Source organism: Citrobacter sp. Igbk 16, assembly GCF_028069755.1.
GTDB lineage: Bacteria > Pseudomonadota > Gammaproteobacteria > Enterobacterales > Enterobacteriaceae > Citrobacter.
Genome location: NZ_JANEWJ010000005.1, coordinates 14,706 through 37,357 on the forward strand (window position 1 = coordinate 14,706; position 22,652 = coordinate 37,357).

At 53.0% G+C, this 22,652-nt stretch carries 19 protein-coding genes; 10 read left to right on the forward strand and 9 right to left on the reverse strand.

What is annotated here, in order from left to right; genetic code table 11:
• Window positions 1–31: 31 nt before the first annotated feature.
• From prmA to NNO03_RS05175, 8 genes are all read right to left on the reverse strand, one after another.
• Window positions 32–913: a 50S ribosomal protein L11 methyltransferase gene (prmA, locus tag NNO03_RS05140; protein ID WP_271449003.1), complete on the reverse strand. Its 882-nt coding sequence runs from the start codon at window positions 911–913 to the stop codon at window positions 32–34.
• Window positions 914–924: 11 nt separating this feature from the next.
• The gene (panF, locus tag NNO03_RS05145; RefSeq protein WP_271449004.1) at window positions 925–2,376 is read right to left on the reverse strand and encodes a sodium/pantothenate symporter; all 1,452 of its coding nucleotides are present in this window, start codon (window positions 2,374–2,376) and stop codon (window positions 925–927) included.
• Window positions 2,366–2,608: a YhdT family protein gene (locus NNO03_RS05150; RefSeq protein WP_016154721.1), complete on the reverse strand. Its 243-nt coding sequence runs from the start codon at window positions 2,606–2,608 to the stop codon at window positions 2,366–2,368. Before NNO03_RS05150 ends, panF begins: the two co-directional genes overlap by 11 nt.
• Window positions 2,609–2,715: 107 nt before the next feature.
• Complete coding sequence (gene accC, locus NNO03_RS05155) at window positions 2,716–4,065, reverse strand: acetyl-CoA carboxylase biotin carboxylase subunit (RefSeq protein ID WP_003828838.1); 1,350 nt, start codon at window positions 4,063–4,065, stop codon at window positions 2,716–2,718.
• A 10-nt stretch (window positions 4,066–4,075) separates the two neighbouring features.
• Complete coding sequence (gene accB / locus NNO03_RS05160; protein WP_005121378.1) at window positions 4,076–4,546, reverse strand: acetyl-CoA carboxylase biotin carboxyl carrier protein; 471 nt, start codon at window positions 4,544–4,546, stop codon at window positions 4,076–4,078.
• Between the two features lie 392 nt (window positions 4,547–4,938).
• Complete coding sequence (msrQ, locus tag NNO03_RS05165; protein ID WP_271449005.1) at window positions 4,939–5,538, reverse strand: protein-methionine-sulfoxide reductase heme-binding subunit MsrQ; 600 nt, start codon at window positions 5,536–5,538, stop codon at window positions 4,939–4,941.
• The gene (gene msrP, locus NNO03_RS05170; RefSeq protein ID WP_271449006.1) at window positions 5,539–6,543 is read right to left on the reverse strand and encodes a protein-methionine-sulfoxide reductase catalytic subunit MsrP; all 1,005 of its coding nucleotides are present in this window, start codon (window positions 6,541–6,543) and stop codon (window positions 5,539–5,541) included.
• Window positions 6,544–6,662: 119 nt separating this feature from the next.
• Window positions 6,663–7,637 (reverse strand): MDR family oxidoreductase, encoded by a 975-nt coding sequence (locus NNO03_RS05175; RefSeq protein WP_271449007.1) that lies wholly within the window; start codon window positions 7,635–7,637, stop codon window positions 6,663–6,665.
• A gap of 225 nt (window positions 7,638–7,862) precedes the next feature.
• On the opposite strand from NNO03_RS05175, the gene csrD reads away from it, so the two are divergent.
• The 8 genes from csrD to tldD all read left to right on the forward strand — a co-directional run bounded on the left by csrD (window position 7,863) and on the right by tldD (window position 20,308).
• Window positions 7,863–9,803 (forward strand): RNase E specificity factor CsrD, encoded by a 1,941-nt coding sequence (gene csrD / locus NNO03_RS05180; RefSeq protein WP_271449008.1) that lies wholly within the window; start codon window positions 7,863–7,865, stop codon window positions 9,801–9,803.
• A 306-nt stretch (window positions 9,804–10,109) separates the two neighbouring features.
• The gene (gene mreB, locus NNO03_RS05185; protein ID WP_000913396.1) at window positions 10,110–11,153 is read left to right on the forward strand and encodes a rod shape-determining protein MreB; all 1,044 of its coding nucleotides are present in this window, start codon (window positions 10,110–10,112) and stop codon (window positions 11,151–11,153) included.
• Between the two features lie 63 nt (window positions 11,154–11,216).
• A complete protein-coding gene (gene mreC / locus NNO03_RS05190; protein ID WP_040234170.1) occupies window positions 11,217–12,239 on the forward strand; it encodes a rod shape-determining protein MreC in 1,023 nt (340 codons plus the stop codon).
• Entirely contained in the window at window positions 12,240–12,728 is a 489-nt protein-coding gene (gene mreD, locus NNO03_RS05195) for a rod shape-determining protein MreD (RefSeq protein ID WP_137382460.1), read from the forward strand.
• 7 nt (window positions 12,729–12,735) lie between these two features.
• Window positions 12,736–13,329, forward strand: coding sequence for a nucleoside triphosphate pyrophosphatase (locus NNO03_RS05200; RefSeq protein WP_137382459.1), 594 nt, complete (start codon window positions 12,736–12,738; stop codon window positions 13,327–13,329).
• Entirely contained in the window at window positions 13,319–14,788 is a 1,470-nt protein-coding gene (rng, locus tag NNO03_RS05205) for a ribonuclease G (RefSeq protein ID WP_003828822.1), read from the forward strand. Before NNO03_RS05200 ends, rng begins: the two co-directional genes overlap by 11 nt.
• Before the next feature lie 111 nt (window positions 14,789–14,899).
• Entirely contained in the window at window positions 14,900–18,700 is a 3,801-nt protein-coding gene (gene yhdP / locus NNO03_RS05210) for an AsmA2 domain-containing protein YhdP (protein ID WP_271449009.1), read from the forward strand.
• A gap of 162 nt (window positions 18,701–18,862) precedes the next feature.
• On the forward strand, window positions 18,863–20,308 hold the full coding sequence (gene tldD / locus NNO03_RS05215; protein ID WP_271441670.1) for a metalloprotease TldD: 1,446 nt from the start codon (window positions 18,863–18,865) through the stop codon (window positions 20,306–20,308).
• A gap of 85 nt (window positions 20,309–20,393) precedes the next feature.
• On the opposite strand, the gene aaeR is transcribed toward tldD, so the two are convergent.
• The gene (gene aaeR, locus NNO03_RS05220; RefSeq protein ID WP_271449010.1) at window positions 20,394–21,323 is read right to left on the reverse strand and encodes an HTH-type transcriptional activator AaeR; all 930 of its coding nucleotides are present in this window, start codon (window positions 21,321–21,323) and stop codon (window positions 20,394–20,396) included.
• Window positions 21,324–21,507: 184 nt separating this feature from the next.
• Between aaeR and aaeX the strand changes: the two genes are divergently transcribed.
• A complete protein-coding gene (gene aaeX / locus NNO03_RS05225) occupies window positions 21,508–21,711 on the forward strand; it encodes a p-hydroxybenzoic acid efflux pump operon protein AaeX (RefSeq protein ID WP_000051841.1) in 204 nt (67 codons plus the stop codon).
• 7 nt (window positions 21,712–21,718) lie between these two features.
• Window positions 21,719–22,651, forward strand: coding sequence for a p-hydroxybenzoic acid efflux pump subunit AaeA (gene aaeA, locus NNO03_RS05230; RefSeq protein ID WP_271449011.1), 933 nt, complete (start codon window positions 21,719–21,721; stop codon window positions 22,649–22,651).
• Window position 22,652: the final 1 nt, after the last annotated feature.

Sequence of the window (22,652 nt, forward strand, 5' to 3'; positions counted from 1 at the left end):
ACGTGGCCTACAGAGAGGCCACGGGAAAGGACTATTTTTTCTTGCCGGTAATACGACACCACTCTTCTTTTTCGATGACGGGATCGAGCGTAAAGAGATCGGCATAGGCTTCGCAGACACTGTCAGCCTGGCTGGCCAGTATCCCGGAAAGCCCCAGCAAACCGCCTTCAACGGGCAGGACGCTGATTAACGGCGCCAGTTCACGCAATGGGCCTGCCAGGATGTTGGCGACCACGACGTCGGCCTTCATCGCTTCTGGCTGGTCTTTCGGCAGGTATAACTCCAGGCGGTCAGATACGCCATTACGCTGGGCGTTATCGCGGCTTGCCTGAATGGCCTGCGGATCGATATCGACGCCAATCGCTTTTGCTGCTCCGAGTTTCAGTGCTGCAATTGCCAGGATGCCGGAGCCGCAGCCAAAGTCGATCACTGTTTTACCGTTGAGGTCGAGACCATCGAGCCACTGCAGGCACAAAGAGGTCGTTGGATGAGTGCCTGTGCCAAACGCCAGACCAGGGTCCAGCATCACATTGACGGCGTTCTCATCCGGAACATCGCGCCAGCTCGGGCAAATCCACAGACGTTCACCAAAGCGCATAGGGTGGAAATTGTCCATCCATTCGCGTTCCCAGTCTTTATCTTCAAGCTGTTCGATTTTATGCACGAAGCCTTCGCCCAGCAGCGGGTGCTGTTCCAGAATAGCAACCACTTCTTTCATGTCGGTTTCGGCATCGAACAGACCAATTACATCGGTATCGCCCCACAGGCGAGTTTCGCCCGGCAGGGGCTCGAACACAGGTGTATCATGCGTATCCTGGAAAGTGATGGAAACAGCGCCTGCTTCCATCAGTGCATCGCTTAACTCTTCTGCGTTAGCACCCGTTGTGTTCAGTTTCAGTTGGATCCATGGCATGGCAAAACTCTTTATTTATCAGTAGTCAATATGGCGGCTTGCGGGGCGGTAGAACCGAAACGGTTTCCGACCAGGAAAGCCAGCAAACTTATCAGCAACGAGGGCACAATCGGATGGAAGCCCAGGTACTGAACGTTAAAAGTAGCGAGTACGGCATACAACACGCCGCCGACAATCATGGCGCTCAATGCGCCTGCGGCGTTCGCCCGCTCCCAGTACAGGCCCAGCACCAGTGGCCACAGGAAGACCGCTTCTAACCCGCCAAACGCCAGCAGGTTGAGCCAGATAATCATCTCTGGTGGTTTCCAGGCGGCCAGCAGCAGTAATGCACCCAGCAGCAAGGTAATCACAGCGGACATGCGCTTCAGACGCGTTTCATTTTTCAGCTGTTCCGGGCGAATGTTCAGATAAAGATCTTTAATGATCGTAGCGGAACTTTGCAGCAATTGGGCATTGATCGTTGACATGATCGCAGCCATCGGCGCGGCCAGGAAGATCCCGGCGGCAAACGGTGGTAACACTTTTACCATCAGTGTCGGGATCACCAGATCGGGTACCGTCAGGTCAGGGAGAACCGCACGTCCCAACGCACCCGCCAGATGCATGCCAAACATCAGGATTGCCACCACGATAGTGCCGATAATAATCCCACGGTGTACCGCTTTACTGTCTTTATAGGAGATGCAGCGTACCGCCGTATGTGGCAGTCCAATCACGCCAAAGCACACCAGCACCCAGAACGATGTCATAAATGTGGGTGACAAAATGTCATCTGCGCCTTGTGGTGATACCAGTTTAGGATCGATGGTTTGCAGGGTTTCAACCGCATGGCTAAGGCCACCGGCAGCATGGACGACGCCTACCAGCAGGACTATCGTGCCAATCAGCATCACCATGCCCTGCATCGTGTCATTTAGTACGCTGGCGCGGAATCCGCCAAACGCCGTGTAGAGCGCAATACTGACGCCAAAGATCAGCAGGCCAGTTTCGTACGGAATGCCCGCGGCAGTTTCCAGCAAACGTGCGCCGCCGATGAACTGTACCGTCATCGCGCCAACGAAGGCGACCAGCAGGCTAAGGCTCGCCAGCCAGACCAGTAACCGGCTTTGATAGCGGGCAAACAGCATATCGTTGAGGGTTACGGCATTATAGCGTCGCGCCAGAATAGCGAATTTCTTACCGAGAATACCCAGCGAAAGCCAAACGGCAGGTAGCTGGATCATCGCCAGCAACACCCAGCCCAGCCCGTATTTATATGCCGCACCGGGACCACCAATAAAGGAGCTTGCGCTAATGTAGGTTGCGGTTAGCGTCATGGCCAATACGACCCCGCCCATCGAGCGGCTGCCGAGGAAATATTCATTCAGGAAAGTGCCGGTCGTACGTTTTCTCATGGCGTAAACAGAGAGACCGAACACCACCAGAAGATAGGCAACCAGCGGCAAAATCACTTCAAGCTGCATCGTCATCCTCCAGCGGAATGTCGCGATAGATAAACTTCACCATCGCCCAGCACAGTACTATGAAAACCAGCGGCGTAAGCAGGCAGGCCATTTCAAACCAGTGCGGTAAGCCGGTAAAACCCAGCGTTGAATCTGGTAAGTAAGCGGCCACTAACCATGTGGCAAGATATAAAAGGGTCAGCCACAGCGCCCAGCGCGCCTCTTTATGGGCCTGAACAAAACGAGCGTCCATTTTTTGTCCCTTGTGGATAAAGAAAGCGGGGATTGTACCCTATGGCACGTATGGGAGGGGAGAAAAACAAAAGGCCGGAATTTCCGGCCTTTTCGGTTAACGCGTGCTTACTTTTCCTGAAGTCCGAGTTTTTTCTCCAGGTAGTGGATGTTGGTTCCACCGTGCTGGAAGTGCTCGTCATTCATGATGCGGATCTGCAGATCAACGTTGGTTTTGATACCGTCGATGATCAGTTCCTGCAATGCGTTTTTCATACGGGCAATTGCCACGTCGCGGTTTTCACCGTAGCAAATCAGCTTACCGATCATTGAGTCATAGTACGGAGGTACAGTGTAGCCTGCGTAAATATGAGATTCCCAGCGTACACCAAAGCCACCCGGTGCGTGGAAACGCGTGATTTTGCCCGGGCTTGGCAGGAAGGTGTTCGGGTCTTCGGCGTTGATACGGCATTCTACCGCATGGCCTTTAACCACAACCTCGTCCTGCTTGATGGACAGCGGTTGGCCAGCAGCGATACGCAACTGTTCTTTGATCAGGTCAACGCCAGTGATCATCTCAGTGACCGGGTGTTCAACCTGAATACGGGTGTTCATTTCAATGAAGTAGAACTCACCGTTTTCGAACAGGAACTCGAAAGTACCTGCCCCGCGATAGCCGATATCAACACACGCTTTGGCACAACGCTCGCCGATGTAGCGACGCAGTTCCGGGGTGATACCCGGCGCAGGTGCTTCTTCGACGACTTTCTGGTGACGGCGCTGCATGGAGCAGTCACGTTCAGCCAGATAAATCGCGTTACCCTGACCGTCAGCCAGCACCTGAATTTCGATGTGGCGTGGGTTTTCCAGGTATTTCTCCATGTAGACCATGTCGTTGTTGAAAGCTGCTTTCGCTTCCGCTTTGGTCATGGAGATGGATTGCGCCAATTCGGCATCACTGCGCACGACGCGCATACCGCGTCCACCGCCGCCGCCGGAGGCTTTGATGATTACCGGATAGCCGATGCGTTTGGCATGAGCGCGGTTAGCGTCCATGTCGTCGCCCAACGGGCCGTCAGAACCTGGAACGGTCGGTACGCCAGCTTTCTTCATCGCAGTAATCGCGGACACTTTGTCACCCATCAGACGGATGGTGTCAGCTTTCGGGCCGATGAAGATAAAACCAGAACGTTCGACCTGTTCAGCGAAGTTGGCGTTCTCTGAGAGGAAGCCATAGCCCGGGTGGATTGCCACTGCGCCGGTGATTTCAGCAGCACTAATGATTGCCGGGATGTTCAGATAGCTTTTAACGGACGGAGCCGGGCCAATACAGACCGTCTCATCCGCCAGCAATACGTGTTTTAAATCGCGATCCGCGCTTGAGTGCACCGCGACAGTCTTGATGCCCAGTTCTTTACAGGCACGAAGAATACGCAGGGCAATCTCACCACGGTTAGCGATGACAATTTTATCCAACATGTTCGCCTCGTTATTCGATGACGACCAGCGGCTCGTCAAATTCTACCGGTTGACCGCTTTCTACCAGAATCGCTTTCACTACACCGGATTTGTCGGCTTCGATCTGGTTCATCATTTTCATGGCTTCAACGATGCACAGGGTATCGCCCGCATTCACTTTCTGGCCGATTTCGATGAACGCTTTCGCATCCGGGCTCGGGGTGCGGTAGAACGTACCAACCATTGGGGAGCGTACGATGTGACCACTGATTTCCGCTGCTGCCGGTGCTTCCATACTTGGAGTAGCAGTCTGTGCAACAGCGTTAGACAGAGCTGGCTGCTGCATCACTGGTGCAGCATAAGCCTGTTGCATCATTGGAAAACTTGCAGCTGGCGCTGCACGGCTGATGCGTACAGACTCTTCGCCTTCAGAAATTTCCAGTTCGGAGATGCCTGATTCTTCAACCAGCTCGATCAGTTTTTTAATCTTACGAATATCCATGAGTGGGTTCCGTACTCTTTGTTTAGTGAGATTGTGACAGGCGTTTTACCGCCGTCTGTATAGCATTTTTATAACAGTGAGTGACAAGATGCCACGCATCTCAGGCGTTGCACTGCGTGCTGCGGCCATTATATGAGATTGCCAGACTTGTTAGTCATTGTGCGGCTATCTTCTGCCATTTTCGGGTAAAAGACAAAATATACCTTCAATATGCGATTGTCACCCTTTCTGCGCTGTAAAAACGCTACCGGGGATAGCAAGGTCGCACATTATAACGATTTCGTAGCAATTGGCAGCTAAATACTGGTCTTATCAGGGAAGATAATCAACCGCTGGCATGTAAAGAACATGGGTTCGTCCGTGTTTTGCAACGTACTGCACATAACGTGAAACTACCGCCACCACTGGCGAAACTTCTTGTAGCGGCTGGCTAACAGCGCCGCTGCAAGTGCAGCATAAATAATCGGTTGCGGGGAGATAATTTTTACCGACCACAAATAATGTATGGGTGCCAGGATCGCCACAAGATAGACGAAGTTGTGCAGATACTGCCAATATTTACCCAGTTTTCGCTGGGCTGCCTGTGTAGAGGTTAAGGCGAGGGCGAATAAAATGACCCAGCTGATAATGCCCAACATCAAATAAGGTCGAGTCGTCAGTTCCCGCCCCAGCAATGCCAGGTTATTAATGCCTAATTCCAGTAGCGCATAGCTGGTTAAATGTAACGTCGCCCAGGCGAAACACCATAGCCCTAGCAGGCGGCGAGTGCGTATCAATAATGGCTGTTTAGCGTAGCGCGCCAACGGCGCGACCAGCAAGGTAGCCAGTAAGAATTTCAGCGCTGTCCGACCGGTAAAGTGCTGAATGTCTTTGACCGGATCGGCGCTCAGTCCCCCATGATTTACCGCCCAAAATAGCCAGAGAAACGGTAAAAGTCCGGCAAGATGCAGGCAAACTTTCAGCCAGGTAATCTGTTTTGCAGTCAGGCGCACTTAAAAATTCTCCCGCAGATCGAGACCTCGGTACAGAGCAGCAACGTCCTTTGCATAGCCATTAAACAGCAGTGTGGGCTGGCGCTGTACATCCAGTATGCCGCCCGCGCCGATGAAGCGTTCAGTCGCTTGTGACCAGCGGGGATGATCGACATGAGGATTCACATTGGCATAAAAACCGTACTCATCGGACGCAGCCATATTCCAGGTGGTTGGCGGGCGTTCACGCGTCAGTTTAATACTGACGATCGACTTAATGCCTTTAAACCCGTATTTCCATGGCACCGTTAAGCGTATAGGGGCACCATTTTGTGGCGGAAGTGCCTTGCCATACACGCCCACGGTAAGCAGCGTGAGCGGATGCATGGCTTCATCCAGACGCAGCCCTTCAACATAAGGATATTTTAACCCACCGCCAATAAAGCGATCTTTCTGCCCCGGCATCTCTTCAGGGGCGTAGCGTGTTTCGAACGCGACATATTTTGCATTGCTGGTGGGTTCAACCAGCGCTAGCAGTTTATGTAAAGGAAAACCAATCCACGGCACCACCATTGACCAGGCTTCCACGCAGCGCATTCGATATATACGTTCTTCCAGTGGGAAGCGGGTGGTTAAGTCATCATGATCGAGCGTCAACGGTTTAGCGACTTCACCGCTGATTTTCAGCGTCCAGGGATCGGTTTTCAGACTGCCGGCATTGGCAGCAGGATCGGCTTTGTCGAGGCCGAACTCGTAGAAGTTGTTATAGCCAGAAACCTTATCTTCTGGTGTTAAAGGAAGCGTATTTTGCCAGGCTGCCGGCTTGGTGAAATCAAGGGGGTTACCAGCAGGCGCGGGCGGACGGTCATTGCCTTTAAACCAGCTCAGAAGATCGGCCTCGGCAGAGAAGGGCAAAGACAATGCGGCGGCGCTGATACCCAGCGCTTTCAACACCTGGCGGCGCTGCATAAAAAAAGCCGACTCGGCTGTTACATCGGCTTCAGTGAATGGACGTATTTTCTTCATAACGGACTCCCGACATACGCGCAAAGGCTCATACTGGCGCGTAGTTACTATGGCAGGGAGTCCGTCAATGTGCAGAGAAATTTAGTTAATTAAATGTAAATTTGTATCTGCGAATTGTTTTATTTCACCTTCACCAGCGTACGGCCTTGCACCTGGTTATTGATGATGGCATCGGCGAACTTCGGTGCATCGGCAAGCGTGATTTCTGTCGCTGCCTGGGTATAGAACGACTCTGGCAGGTCGTTAACCAGACGTTGCCAGGCCTGTGCACGACGAGCCGGAGGCGTCATCACGGAGTCGACGCCCTGTAAGCGCACGTTGCGCAGAATAAACGGCATCACCGTGGTGGGCAGCGCAAAACCGCCAGCCAGACCACAGGCGGCAACACAACCACCATAGTTCATCTGCGCCAGTACTTTTGCCAGCACTTTGTCGCCAACGGTATCAATGGCACCCGCCCACAGTTGCTTTTCCAGCGGACGAGATTCAGCAAACTCATCACGGCCCAGAATGCGGTTGGCTCCCAGGCTTTTCAGGTAGTCGTGAGTGCTTTCGCGGCCTGATACTGCCGCAACCTGGTAACCCAGTTTGTGCAGCAGCGCAACGGCAGTACTGCCTACACCACCGCTGGCACCGGTGACGACGATTTCGCCGTCTTCCGGGCGGATACCGGCATCTTCAAGCGCCATGACGCACAGCATCGCGGTAAAACCGGCGGTGCCAATGACCATGGCTTTGCGACCGTCCAGTCCTTTTGGCTGCGCAACCAGCCAATCGCCTTTAACACGCGCGCGTTCGGCCAGCCCACCCCAATGATTCTCACCCACGCCCCATCCGGTCAGTAAGACTTCCTGGCCTGCATGAAAACGAGGATCTTCACTTGCGCGTACGGTACCGGCGAAATCGATACCAGGAATCATCGGAAAATTGCGGATAATTTTACCCTTGCCGGTGATGGCGAGGGCATCTTTATAGTTCAGGCTCGACCAGTGAACATCCACCGTCACATCGCCTTCAGGTAGCTGATTTTCGTCGAGGGGTTGAACGGATGCGAGGGTTTTTCCGTCCTGCTGTTCTAAGATCAAAGCCTGCATAACCTGTCCTCAATTCATATAGTGGATTGGAAAATTATCTGTGAAGACTATACTCGCTAATTAAAACATGATGCCGATTCTGCGCAATAAATTGCCAGATATACCTGATTTGGTAGTATGCCCACATTGTTTGTGTAAATTGACGGATTTCGCGTTCAGTTTTGCATTTTCGTGTCGCTTTTTCACTTTCACACCTGATTCATCACTGTCGGAGTTAACACAAGGATGCGATTAACGACGAAATTTTCAGCCTTTGTCACGCTGCTTACCGGGTTAACGATTTTCGTGACGCTGATAGGTTGCTCGCTGAGTTTCTATAACGCTATTCAATATAAGTTCACCACCCGCGTCCATGCCGTCGCGACGGCGATCGATACCCATCTGGTCACCCGGGATGTCGTGTCCTTAACGCCGCAAATTGATGAATTGATGATTTCGGTTGATATCGTCCGTATTGAATTGCTTCAGGGTGACAGTGTTGTTTATAGCCATTCCCGAACCAGTAGCTACCGCCCGGCGGGGACGAATAACCTTTATCGCGATCTCACCGTGCCATTGGTCAAGCACCCGGGGATGTCGCTGCGTATGGTTTACCAGGATCCGATGGGCAACTATTTCCATTCGTTGATGACCACGGCACCACTCACGCTATCGATAGGCTTTATTATCCTGATGCTGTTTTTGTCGGTGCGTTGGCTTCAACGTCAGCTTTCCGGGCAAGAACTACTGGAGATTCGCTCAACGCGGATCCTCAACGGTGAACGCGGGCCAAACGTTCGGGGAACGGTCTATGAGTGGCCAGCGCGTACCAGTAGTGCGCTCGACATGCTACTGACCGAAATTCAAAATGCTCGTGAGCAGCGCAGCAGGCTGGATACGCTAATTCGCTCCTATGTTGCCCAGGATACAAAAACGGGGCTGAGCAACCGCTTGTTCTTTGATAACCAACTGGCGACGCTGCTGGAAGATCAGGAAAAAGTCGGCTCGCATGGTGTGGTGATGATGGTTCGTCTGCCGGACTTTACGCTGCTACGCGAGAGCTGGGGTATTACCCAGGCGGAAGAACAAATTTCAACGCTTATCAATTTGTTGTCTACCTTTATGATGCGCTACCCGGGCGCACTGTTAGCGCGTTACCACCGAAGCGATTTTGCCATCCTGCTGCCACACCGCACGTTAAAAGAAGCGGAAAGCATTGCCGGGCAACTCTTGAAAGCGGTGGATGCACTTCCGGCTAACAAAATGATCGATCGTGCCGATATGGTTCATATTGGCATTTGTGTCTGTCGCAGCGGTCAATCGACTGAACAAGTTATGGATTATGCCGAAGCAGCCACCCGGAATTCAGTATTACAAGGCGGGAACAGTTGGTCGGTGTATGACGACTCTCTGCCGGAAAAAGGCCGGGGCAATGTGCGCTGGCGAACGCTGATTGAGCAGATGCTCAGTCGGGGTGGACCGCGAATTTATCAAAAACCTGCCGTAACGCGTGAAGGGCGGGTGCACCATCGCGAACTTATGTGCCGTATTTTCGATGGCAGCGAAGAAGTCATCTCGGCGGAATATATGCCGATGGTGCTGCAATTTGGTCTGGCGGAAGAGTATGACCGTCTGCAGTTAAGCCGTCTCATCCTGCTTTTGGGTTACTGGCCGCAGGAAAATCTGGCGATGCAGACGACGGTTGAATCGCTTATTCGTCCACGTTTTCAGCGTTGGCTGCGAGATACGCTGATGCAGTGCGAAAAATCGCTACGTAAACGCATAATTATTGAACTTGCTGAGGCGGATGTTTGTCAACACATCAGCCGGTTACAACCGGTTATCCGATTGATGGATGCGCTTGGCGTACGTATCGCCGTTACGCAGGCCGGTTTAACGTTGGTGAGTACCAGCTGGATCAAAGAGCTGAATGTCGAATTGTTGAAGCTTCATCCCAGCCTGGTGAGAAACATTGATAAGCGAACGGAAAATCAATTGCTGGTTCAGAGCCTGGTAGAGACGTGTATCGGAACGCCAACGCAGGTTTATGCCACGGGCGTTCGTTCGCGCAGCGAGTGGCATACCCTGACAGAACGTGGAGTCGCGGGTGGGCAGGGTGATTTTTTTGCCGCATCACAGCCACTTGACACAAACGTGAAAAAATATTCGCAAAGATACTCGGTTTAACCTGCCGTTTAATTTGTTTTCACGTAGAATAACGCGCGCTGTGCCTTCTGGGGGTGTGCTTGTCTGCTCGCCAGGTTGTAACAGCAAACATGCAGGTGAATGACCTTTGACAGGTTGCAAACAAAAGCGAGGACTGCTGCTGAGTTTTTCAGCCCTGATGGACTCAGGCCGGTTTTGTAACAAAGGAAACGAACTGCACTAATTTTCACCGTAGCAGATGATTTTTGCGCCTTGTCGCTGCTGCGTGTGGTTGGTAAAGTAAGCGGATTTTGTTTTCCGCCCCAGCTTTCAGGATTATCCCTTAGTATGTTGAAAAAATTTCGTGGCATGTTTTCCAATGACCTGTCCATTGACCTGGGTACCGCGAATACCCTTATTTATGTAAAAGGACAAGGCATCGTATTGAATGAGCCTTCCGTTGTGGCCATTCGTCAGGATCGTGCCGGTTCGCCGAAAAGCGTGGCTGCAGTAGGTCATGATGCGAAGCAGATGCTGGGTCGTACGCCGGGCAATATCGCTGCAATTCGCCCAATGAAAGACGGCGTTATCGCTGACTTCTTCGTGACTGAAAAAATGCTCCAGCACTTTATCAAACAAGTGCACAGCAACAGCTTCATGCGCCCAAGCCCGCGCGTACTGGTGTGTGTACCGGTTGGAGCAACTCAGGTTGAACGCCGTGCCATCCGTGAATCCGCTCAGGGTGCAGGTGCACGCGAAGTGTTCCTGATCGAAGAGCCGATGGCGGCAGCGATCGGTGCGGGCCTGCCAGTTTCTGAAGCAACCGGCTCAATGGTTGTCGATATCGGTGGTGGTACCACTGAAGTCGCCGTTATCTCTCTGAACGGCGTAGTTTACTCCTCCTCTGTGCGTATTGGTGGTGACCGCTTCGACGAAGCCATCATTAATTATGTTCGCCGTAACTACGGCTCTCTGATCGGTGAAGCTACCGCGGAACGTATTAAGCACGAAATCGGTTCTGCTTATCCTGGCGACGAAGTACGCGAGATCGAAGTTCGCGGTCGTAACCTGGCAGAAGGTGTTCCACGTGGCTTTACCCTGAACTCTAACGAGATCCTGGAAGCGCTGCAGGAACCCCTGACCGGTATCGTAAGCGCGGTGATGGTTGCACTGGAACAGTGTCCGCCAGAACTGGCGTCTGACATCTCAGAACGCGGTATGGTCCTGACCGGCGGCGGTGCGCTGCTGCGTAACCTTGACCGTCTGTTAATGGAAGAGACCGGTATTCCAGTTGTTGTTGCCGAAGATCCGCTGACCTGTGTGGCTCGCGGTGGCGGTAAAGCACTGGAAATGATCGATATGCACGGCGGCGACTTGTTCAGCGAAGAGTAATCGGATGCAGGAAGGGTAGCCATGGGTTGCTCTTCCGCTCTGATGCGAGAATACGCATAGACTATGAAGCCAATTTTTAGCCGTGGCCCGTCGCTACAGATTCGCCTTATTCTGGCGGTGCTGGTGGCGCTCGGCGTTATTATTGCCGACAGCCGCCTGGGTACGTTTAGCCAAATCCGAACGTACATGGATACCGCCGTCAGTCCTTTCTACTTTATCTCTAATGGTCCCCGTGAATTACTCGACGGCGTGTCGCAAACGCTGGCTTCTCGTGACCAACTCGAACTTGAAAACCGGGCGTTGCGTCAGGAACTGCTGCTGAAAAACAGTGAACTGCTGATGCTGGGGCAATATAAACAGGAGAACGCGCGTTTGCGTGAGCTGCTGGGATCGCCGCTGCGCCAGGACGAACAAAAAATGGTGACGCAGGTCATCTCAACGGTTAACGATCCTTACAGCGATCAGGTTGTGATCGACAAAGGGAGTGTTAACGGCGTTTATGAAGGTCAGCCGGTCATCAGCGATAAAGGTGTCGTGGGCCAGGTCGTTGCGGTGGCAAAACTGACCAGCCGCGTACTGCTGATTTGTGACGCGACGCATGCACTGCCAATCCAGGTATTGCGTAACGATATCCGTGTGATTGCTGCCGGTAACGGCTGCACGGACGATCTTCAGCTCGAACACCTGCCGGCTAATACTGACATTCGCGTTGGCGATGTGCTGGTTACCTCCGGTCTGGGTGGGCGTTTCCCTGAAGGCTATCCAGTCGGTGTCGTTTCCTCTGTGAAGTTGGATACCCAGCGCGCATACACCGTGATTCAGGCGCGTCCGACGGCGGGTTTACAGCGTTTGCGTTATCTTCTGCTGCTATGGGGAGCCGATCGCAATGGCGCTAACCCGATGACGCCAGAAGAAGTGCATCGTGTTGCTAATGAACGTCTGATGCAAATGATGCCGCAAGTCCTGCCAGCACCGGATGCCATGGGGCCTCCTGCGCCAGTTCCTGCTCCGGCGACAGGCGTAACGCCGGTTCCTGCAACAACCACGCCGTCACAACCTGCTCCGCGTAAGCCGGGAGGGCAGTAAGTGGCAAGTATCCGTCACCAGGGACGTTGGGTCATTTGGCTCTCGTTCCTAATTGCATTTCTGCTGCAAGTCATGCCCTGGCCGGACGAGATCCTCGTTTTCCGGCCAAACTGGGTGCTGCTCATTCTGCTGTACTGGATCCTGGCGCTGCCGCATCGCGTAAATGTGGGAACAGGATTTGTCGTGGGTGCCATACTGGATCTCATTAGTGGCTCTACGCTTGGTGTGCGGGCATTGTCGATGAGTATCATTGCTTATCTGGTCGCACTGAAATTCCAGCTCTTCCGTAACCTCGCGCTCTGGCAGCAGGCGCTGGTGGTCATGTTGTTATCACTGGTCGTGGATATTATTGTTTTCTGGGCCGAGTTTTTAGTGATCAACGTCTCTTTCAGACCTGAAGTGTTCTGGAGTAGTGTAGTAAATGGTGTGCTTTGGCCATGGCTATTCTTACTAATGCGTAAAGTTCGCCAGCAGTTTGCGGTGCAATAAGGTTGATATGAATACTCTGTATCTTGCTTCAGGTTCCCCACGTCGTCAGGAACTGTTGGCTCAGCTTGGCGTAACATTCGAACGACTGGTTCCTGGAATTGAGGAGCAGCGGCACCCGCAGGAAAGCGCCCAGCAGTATGTTGTTCGCCTGGCGCGTGAAAAAGCGCAAGCGGGCGTAGCACTGGCTGAGCGCGATTTACCTGTGCTGGGGGCGGATACCATTGTTATCCTTAATGGCGAAGTGCTGGAAAAACCACATGATGCCGACCATGCAGCCGCGATGCTGCATAAACTGTCAGGCAAAACGCATCAGGTCATGACGGCTGTCGCATTAGCCGATCGCCAGCACAGCCTGGACTGTCTGGTGGTGACGGAAGTGACATTCAGAGCACTAACAGATGAGGACATCGCCGGTTATGTTGCCAGCGGTGAGCCTATGGATAAAGCAGGTGCATACGGTATTCAAGGGTTGGGTGGCTGTTTTGTCAGGAAGATAAATGGCAGCTATCACGCCGTAGTCGGCTTACCGCTGGTAGAAACGTATGAGTTGCTGAGCAATTTTAACGCACTGCGTGAGAAAAGGGATAAACATGACGGCTGAATTGTTGGTAAACGTAACGCCATCGGAAACGCGGGTGGCGTACATTGATGGCGGTATTCTGCAGGAAATTCATATTGAACGTGAGGCGCGACGCGGAATCGTAGGCAATATCTACAAAGGTCGTGTAAGTCGTGTACTTCCGGGTATGCAGGCGGCTTTTGTAGATATTGGGCTGGATAAAGCCGCATTTCTCCACGCATCAGATATCATGCCGCATACCGAATGCGTAGCGGGTGAAGAACAAAAACAGTTCACTGTGCGCGATATCTCCGAACTGGTGCGTCAGGGGCAAGACCTGATGGTACAGGTGGTGAAAGATCCTCTGGGCACGAAAGGTGCACGCCTGACGACAGACATCACGCTTCCTTCCCGTTATCTTGTCTTTATGCCTGGCGCCTCGCACGTGGGGGTTTCCCAGCGAATCGAGAGCGAAACCGAGCGCGAACGCCTGAAAAAGGTGGTGGCGGATTACTGCGATGAGCAGGGCGGATTCATCATTCGCACGGCGGCTGAAGGCGTATGTGAAGAAGATCTGGCCTCTGATGCCGCTTACCTTAAGCGCGTCTGGACGAAGGTCATGGAGCGTAAGAAGCGCCCTCAAACGCGCTACCAGATGTATGGTGAATTGGCGCTGGCACAGCGCGTTCTGCGTGATTTTGCCGATGCTCAGTTAGACCGAATTCGCGTCGATTCCCGTCTGACTTATGAAGCATTGTTGGAATTTACTGCGGAATATATCCCGGAGATGACCAGCAAGCTGGAACACTATAGTGGACGCCAACCGATTTTCGATCTCTTCGACGTTGAGAATGAAATCCAACGTGCGCTGGAGCGCAAGGTTGAGCTGAAATCCGGTGGTTATTTGATTATCGATCAAACTGAAGCCATGACCACCGTAGATATCAACACGGGTGCATTTGTTGGGCATCGTAATCTCGATGACACTATCTTTAATACTAATATTGAAGCAACGCAGGCCATCGCACGTCAGCTGCGTCTGCGTAATCTGGGCGGCATAATCATTATCGATTTTATCGACATGAATAATGAAGATCACCGCCGCCGGGTGCTGCATTCTCTGGAACAGGCGCTGAGCAAGGATCGCGTAAAAACCAGCATTAACGGTTTTTCACAGTTGGGCCTGGTAGAGATGACACGTAAGCGCACGCGTGAGAGCGTGGAGCATGTGCTGTGTAACGAGTGCCCAACCTGCCACGGACGTGGCACGGTGAAAACGGTCGAAACCGTCTGCTATGAAATCATGCGTGAAATCGTCCGCGTGCACCATGCTTACGACTCCGATCGTTTCCTGGTGTACGCATCTCCGGCAGTGGCTGAAACCCTGAAAGGGGAAGAGTCGCATGCGCTGGCGGAAGTGGAAATCTTTGTCGGCAAACAGGTCAAAGTACAAGTCGAACCGCTCTATAACCAGGAGCAGTTTGACGTGGTAATGATGTAAATCGTGTAGTGGCACCCGCGCATGTAGGCCGGATAAGGCACAAGCGCCGCCATCCGGCAATATTCACTCAAGGGGTGTGAGTCACATTTTTTGGCAGACAAGGAGAGGCGCGTGAGGCGATTGCCGGGGATTCTACTGCTCACTGGAGCCGCATTCGTTGTCATCGCAGCGCTGCTGGTCAGCGGGCTGCGCCTTGCTCTACCGCATCTCGATAGCTGGCGTCCGACCATTCTGGATAAGATCGAATCTGCCACCGGTATGCCCGTTTCCGCCAGCCAGCTTTCTGCTAACTGGCAAAATTTTGGCCCTACGCTCGAAGCGCGCGATATTCATGCCCAACTGAAAGACGGTGGCGAATTCTCGGTAAAGCGTGTCACGCTGGCGCTGGATGTCTGGCAAAGTTTGCTGCACATGCGCTGGCAGTTTCGCGATCTCACCTTCTGGCAACTGCAGTTGCGCACCAATACACCGATCCAACGTGGCGATAGCGGCGATGGAATTGAAACCAGCCATATCAGCGATCTGTTCCTGCGCCAGTTTGATCATTTTGATCTTCGCGACAGCCAGGTCAGTTTTTTGACCCTGTCAGGCCAGCGAGCAGAACTGGCGATCCCTCAGTTAACCTGGTTGAACGGTAAAAACCGGCATCGTGCTGAAGGCCAGGTCAGCCTCTCCAGCCTGACCGGCCAGCACGGTGTTATGCAGGTGCGTATGGATCTGCGTGATGATGACGGCCTGCTGAATAATGGTCGAGTCTGGTTGCAGGCTGACGACATCGACGTTAAGCCGTGGTTGGGAAAATGGATGCAGGACAATGTTGCGCTGCAAACCGCGCGCTTTAGCCTGGAAGGCTGGATGACGCTCAGCAAAGGCGAAATCTCTGGTGGCGATGTCTGGTTGAAAAAGGGCGGCGCAAGCTGGAAGGGGGAGAGCAACATCCACACGCTGTCCGTCGACAACCTGACTGCGCAGATCAGCCGTGAGCACTCCGGTTGGTTGTTCGCTATCCCGGATACGCGCATCACGATGGATGACAAACCCTGGCCGAGTGGCGCATTAACGCTGGCCTGGTTCCCCGAGCAGGAAGTGGGGGGCGCTAATAACAAGCGCAGCGACGAATTACGTATCCGCGCCAGTAACCTGGAGTTAGCCGGGTTAGAGGGGCTACGCCCGATGGCCGCTAAGTTATCTCCGGCATTGGGCGATATCTGGCGGGCCACGCAACCGAGCGGCAAGATAAATGTGCTGGCGTTGGATATCCCGTTACAGGCGACCGAAAAAACCCGTTTCCAGTCCTCGTGGACCGATCTGGCGTGGAAACAGTGGAAGCTGTTGCCGGGAGCAGAGCATTTCTCCGGTACGTTGTCTGGCAGCGTGGAAAATGGCGCATTAACGGCCTCCATGAAGCAGGCAAAAATGCCGTATGAAACCGTCTTTCGTGCCCCGCTGGAGATAGAAAATGGCGTGGCAACGCTCAGTTGGCTGAAGAATGAAAATGGCTTTCAGCTAGACGGGCGCAATATTGACGTTAAAGCGAAAGCGGTACATGCGCGTGGCGGTTTTCGTTATCTGCAACCAACAAGCGATGAGCCGTGGCTGGGGATTCTGGCGGGGATTAGTACTCACGATGGCTCCCAGGCCTGGCGCTATTTCCCGGAAAACCTGATGGGGAAAGAGCTGGTTGATTACCTCAGTGGGGCAATTCAGGGCGGTGAAGCGGATAACGCCACGCTGGTTTATGGTGGTAACCCACATCTGTTCCCGTATCTGCATAACGAAGGTCAGTTCCAGGTGCTGGTGCCGCTGCGTCATGCAAAATTTGCCTTCCAGCCGGAATGGCCCGCACTGACTGACCTCAATATTGAACTGAACTTCATTAACGATGGTCTGTGGATGAAGACGGATAGCGTCAATCTGGGGGGGGTAAAAGCCACAAATCTGACGGCAAATATCCCTGACTACGCAAAAGAAAAACTGCTGATTGATGCCGACATCAACGGGCCGGGCAAAGCGGTTGGGCCTTATTTCGACGAAACACCGCTGAAAGAGTCGCTTGGTGCCACACTGGAACAGCTGCAAATTGACGGCGATGTGAGTGCTCGCTTACATCTTGATATCCCGTTAGATGGTTCTCTGGTTACGGCCAAAGGCGATGTGAATCTGCGAAATAACAGTCTGTTTATCAAGCCGCTCGACAGCACGCTGAAGAATTTGAACGGTAAATTCAGCTTTATCAACGGCGATCTCAAGAGTGAGCCGATGACGGCGAACTGGTTTAATCAGCCTCTGAATGTCGACTTTTCCACTACCGAGGGTGCAAAAGCTTACCAGGTTGCTGTGAATCTGAATGGCGACTGGCAGCCAACTCGTATGGGGATACTCCCCGCACAGGTGAATGATGCCTTAAGCGGCAGTATGGCGTGGAACGGTAAGGTTGGCATTGACCTGCCATATCATGCCGGAGCGACCTACAACATTGAGCTGAAAGGTGACCTGAAAAATGTAAGTAGTCACTTACCTGCTCCGTTAAACAAGGTAGCCGGCGAGTCGCTGCCGGTTAATGTTAAGGCAGAGGGCAACCTGCGCAGCTTCGATCTGACCGGTAACGCCGGAAGCAGGAACCACTTTAACAGCCGCTGGTTGCTGAATCAGAAACTGACGCTTGATCGCGCTATCTGGACTTCGGAAAGCCGTACCGTGCCAGCGCTTCCTGACCAGCAGGGTATTGAACTTAATCTTCCGCCCATGGACGGTGCGCAATGGCTGGCATTGTTCCAGAAAGGCGCGGCGGATAACGTCGGAAGTAATGCGAACTTCCCGCAGCGTATTGCGGTGCGCACGCCTTCTTTATCATTGGGCGGCCAGCAGTGGAATAACCTGAGCATAGTGTCTGAACCTGGGCTTAATGGTACCAGCGTACGGGCGCAGGGGCGTGAAATTAACGCCACATTGGCTATGCGCAATAATGCTCCGTGGCTTGCCAATATCAAGTACCTGTATTTCAACCCGAGCACTGCAACGTCATCGCCCAATACAACGCCAGCCTCGCCGTTCTCTGCCATCAATAACATCAGCTTCCGTGGCTGGCCGGATGCGCAGATACGTTGCGAAGAGTGCTGGATGTGGGGGCAAAAATATGGGCGCATTGATGCCGATGTCGCGATAAAAGGTGACACATTAACGTTGAGCAACGGTCTACTGGATACCGGGTTTGCCCGACTGACCGCCGATGGCGAATGGGTCAATGTGCCGGGCAAGGAGCGTACATCACTGAAAGGAAAGCTGAATGGCAACAAGATTGATGCAGCCGCGGGTTTCTTTGGCGTATCTACCCCGATTCGTAACTCTTCCTTTAACGTCGAGTACGATCTGCACTGGCGTAATCCGCCCTGGGACCCAGATGAAGCTTCACTGAATGGTATTTTGCGCACCCGTTTAGGCAAAGGTGAATTGACTGAACTTAGCACCGGACATGCGGGACAACTGTTACGTCTGCTGAGCTTTGATGCGCTCTTGCGTAAACTGCGTTTTGATTTTAGCGATACGTTCAGTGAAGGTTTTTACTTTGACTCTATCCGCAGTACGGCGTGGATCAAAGACGGTGTGATGCACACTGATGATACGCTGGTAGATGGCCTGGAAGCGGATATCGCCATGAAAGGTTCGGTGAATCTGGTACGTCGCGAACTGGATATGGAAGCCGTTGTCGCACCAGAAATTTCTGCCACCGTCGGGGTGGCCGCGGCGTTTGCCGTCAACCCGATTGTCGGCGCGGCGGTATTTGCCGCCAGTAAAGTTCTGGGGCCGCTGTGGAGCAAAGTTTCAATTCTGCGCTATCGCATTACCGGTCCGGTCGATAAGCCACAGATTAACGAAGTTCTGCGCCAGCCGCGCAAAGAAAGCCAGCAATGATTTGACGGGGACGAGTAATTGCCCCAATCTCAACAGAGAACTTCTACCGCAGTCCGTAGGCCGGATAAGGCGTTTACGCCGCCATCCGGGCATTGAAGCGCCTGATGGCGACGCTGGCGCGTCTTATCAGGCCTACAACAGTAACTAATGAGTAGCAAAACGATGAGTCTGAACCTGGTAAGTGAACAATTGCTAGCGGCGAATGGCCTGAAACATCAGGATCTGTTCGCCATCCTGGGCCAACTGGCCGAACGCCGTCTTGATTACGGCGATCTGTATTTTCAGTCGAGCTACCACGAATCCTGGGTTTTAGAAGACCGCATCATTAAAGATGGTTCTTACAATATTGATCAGGGCGTTGGCGTGCGTGCCATCAGCGGCGAAAAAACAGGGTTTGCCTACGCGGACCAAATAAGCCTGCTGGCGCTGGAGCAAAGTGCTCATGCCGCGCGTACTATCGTGCGTGACAGCGGTGATGGCAAAGTAAAAACGCTGGGTGCGGTAGAGCATCAGGCACTCTACACCTCGGTTGATCCATTACAGAGCATGAGCCGGGAAGAGAAACTAGATATTCTGCGTCGTGTGGACAGCGTTGCGCGTGCCGCCGACAAGCGTGTGCAGGAAGTGACGGCGAGCCTGACCGGTGTGTATGAGCTGATTCTGGTTGCGGCGACGGATGGAACACTGGCGGCAGACGTTCGTCCCCTGGTACGACTGTCCGTCAGCGTGCAGGTAGAAGAAGACGGCAAACGTGAGCGTGGTGCCAGCGGTGGCGGCGGTCGTTTCGGTTATGACTACTTCCTCGCCTCCCTTGATGGCGAAGTTCGTGCTGACGCATGGGCGAAAGAAGCCGTACGTATGGCGCTGGTCAATCTCTCTGCAGTAGCCGCGCCAGCGGGCACGTTGCCGGTGGTACTCGGCGCTGGCTGGCCTGGCGTTCTGCTGCATGAAGCGGTCGGTCATGGTCTGGAAGGGGACTTTAACCGCCGTGGCACTTCGGTATTCAGCGGTCATATGGGTGAGCTGGTGGCGTCAGAACTGTGCACCGTCGTTGATGATGGCACGATGGCAGATCGTCGTGGTTCAGTAGCTATTGATGACGAAGGAACGCCGGGTCAGTACAACGTGCTGATTGAAAACGGTATTCTGAAAGGTTATATGCAGGACAAACTGAATGCACGTTTGATGGGGGTGGCACCAACGGGGAACGGTCGCCGTGAATCTTACGCGCACCTGCCGATGCCGCGTATGACCAACACCTATATGCTGCCGGGGAAATCCACGCCGCAGGAGATCATCGAGTCTGTCGAATACGGTATTTATGCGCCTAACTTTGGCGGCGGCCAGGTGGATATCACTTCCGGGAAATTCGTGTTCTCTACCTCCGAAGCGTATCTGATTGAAAACGGTAAAGTGACCAAACCGGTGAAAGGCGCGACGCTGATTGGCTCCGGTATTGAAGCGATGCAGCAGATTTCGATGGTGGGCAACGACCTGAAACTGGATAACGGAGTGGGTGTTTGCGGTAAAGAAGGACAGAGTCTGCCGGTTGGCGTGGGCCAGCCGACGCTGAAGGTGGATAACCTGACCGTAGGTGGCACCGCGTAACATCATGATGTAAGCCCGATAAGCACCCGTGCTATCGGGCATCTTGCCGGATGCGGCGTCAACGCCTTATCCGGCAAGGACTTTTTTACTTCTCTTTTCCCCGGCCGTACATTCCCTGAAACAGTTGCGCCACATCGACAAAATAATCGGTCAGATAGTTAATCACCACCTGCACTTTGAGCGGCAGCTTATCCTTTTCGGTATATAACGCATACACCGGACGTGGATCTGACTGGTAGCGGGGGAGCAGGATCTCCACTTCGCCGCGGTTAATCTCGTTGATCACCCACATCAGCGGTACATAGGCAATGCCCGCGCCTGCCGCCAGCCAGCGCACCAGTGTCATCGGATCGTTGGTCACAAAGCGTCCCTCTGGGATCAGACGGGTAGAAATCCCCTCCGGAGCAATTAATTCGAACTCATTATCCGGGCGAACACTGTATTCCAACCACGAATGATTGCTGAGATCGGCGGGTTTCTCCGGGATACCAAACTGGGCGAGATAACTTTTTGCCGCGCAGACCACCATCGGCATAGCTCCCAGACGACGCGAAAAAAGGCTGGAGTCCTGCAGGGCACCCACGCGGATAACCACGTCCAGACCGTCGGCAATCAGGTCGGGTGCTGGTATTCCCGTCACCAGATTTACCGTCAGTCCAGGATACTCTTTGAGCATTTTTGCGGTCAATCCGGCGAGGACATTTTGTGCCATGGTTGAAGAACAACCAATGCGCAGCGTGCCGATGGGCGTGTTGTTAAAAGCATACAGTTGCTCGTGAACATCTTGCGCTTCGTGCAGCATTCGGCGGCAACCCTGATAATAAATTTTACCCGCCTCGGTAAGCCCAATGCTGCGTGTGCTGCGGTTTAGCAGCTTAACCTGCAACTCATCTTCCAGTTTGGATACCGTCTGGCTTATCGATGAAACGCTCATTTGCAACTGTCTTGCGGCGGCGGTGAAAGAGCCCAGTTCGACAACTTTGGCGAACACCGACATTCGTTTTAATCGTTCCATTGTTCACTCTGGCTTAAAAGTGATTTAGATCACATAATATAGATAACAGCATAACAGTTACGCTAATATATTATTATTCAAATAACAGCTATGTCGCTCTCGCCTGGCTCATCCTTGCCCTTCTCTGCGGTGACATACGCTAAATAATCGATCACCTGCACTCTCTTAAGCTACCAAGGTCAACATGAGTCTGTTTCCCGTTATCGTGGTGTTTGGTCTGTCCTTCCCACCGATTTTTTTCGAATTGCTTTTGTCACTGGCGATTTTCTGGCTGGTGCGCCGGGTGTTAGTTCCGACTGGCATCTATGATTTTGTCTGGCATCCGGCTCTGTTTAACACCGCGCTGTATTGCTGCCTTTTCTATTTAATATCGCGCCTGTTCGTTTGAGGTTGAAGTGAAAACACTAACAAAAAAACTCTCCCGTACGGCTATAACTCTCGTACTGGTCATTCTGGCCTTTATCGCTATTTTCCGCGCATGGGTCTATTACACCGAGTCACCGTGGACGCGTGATGCACGTTTTAGCGCTGATGTCGTCGCCATTGCACCGGATGTCGCGGGTCTTATCACCAATGTTAACGTCCATGATAACCAACTGGTGAAAAAGGATCAGGTCCTGTTCACTATCGATCAGCCACGTTATAAAAAAGCCCTCGAACAGGCGGAAGCGGACGTTGCTTATTATCAGGTTCTGGCACAGGAAAAACGCCAGGAAGCCGGTCGTCGTAACCGACTGGGCGTGCAGGCAATGTCTCGTGAAGAGATTGACCAATCAAACAACGTACTGCAAACCGTATTACACCAGTTGGCGAAAGCTCAGGCGACTCGCGATCTGGCAACATTAGATCTCGAACGTACCGTGATTCGCGCGCCGGCAGATGGCTGGGTGACTAACCTGAACGTCTATAGCGGCGAATTTATTACGCGTGGATCGACAGCGGTAGCACTGGTAAAACAGCACTCATTCTATGTACTGGCTTATATGGAAGAGACTAAGCTGGAAGGTGTACGTCCTGGGTATCGCGCTGAGATCACCCCGCTTGGCAGTAATAATGTGTTGAAAGGCACCGTCGATAGCGTGGCGGCAGGCGTGACAAATGCCAGCAGCACACGGGATGCGAAAGGTATGGCAACCATCGATTCTAATCTTGAATGGGTTCGTCTGGCGCAGCGCGTGCCGGTGCGTATTCGTCTTGACGATCAACAGGGAATGATGTGGCCGGCCGGTACTACGGCTACCGTCGTTATTACCGGTAAGCAGGATCGCGATGCCAGCCAGGAGTCGTTCTTCCGTAAAATGGCGCACCGTCTGCGCGAGTTTGGTTAAT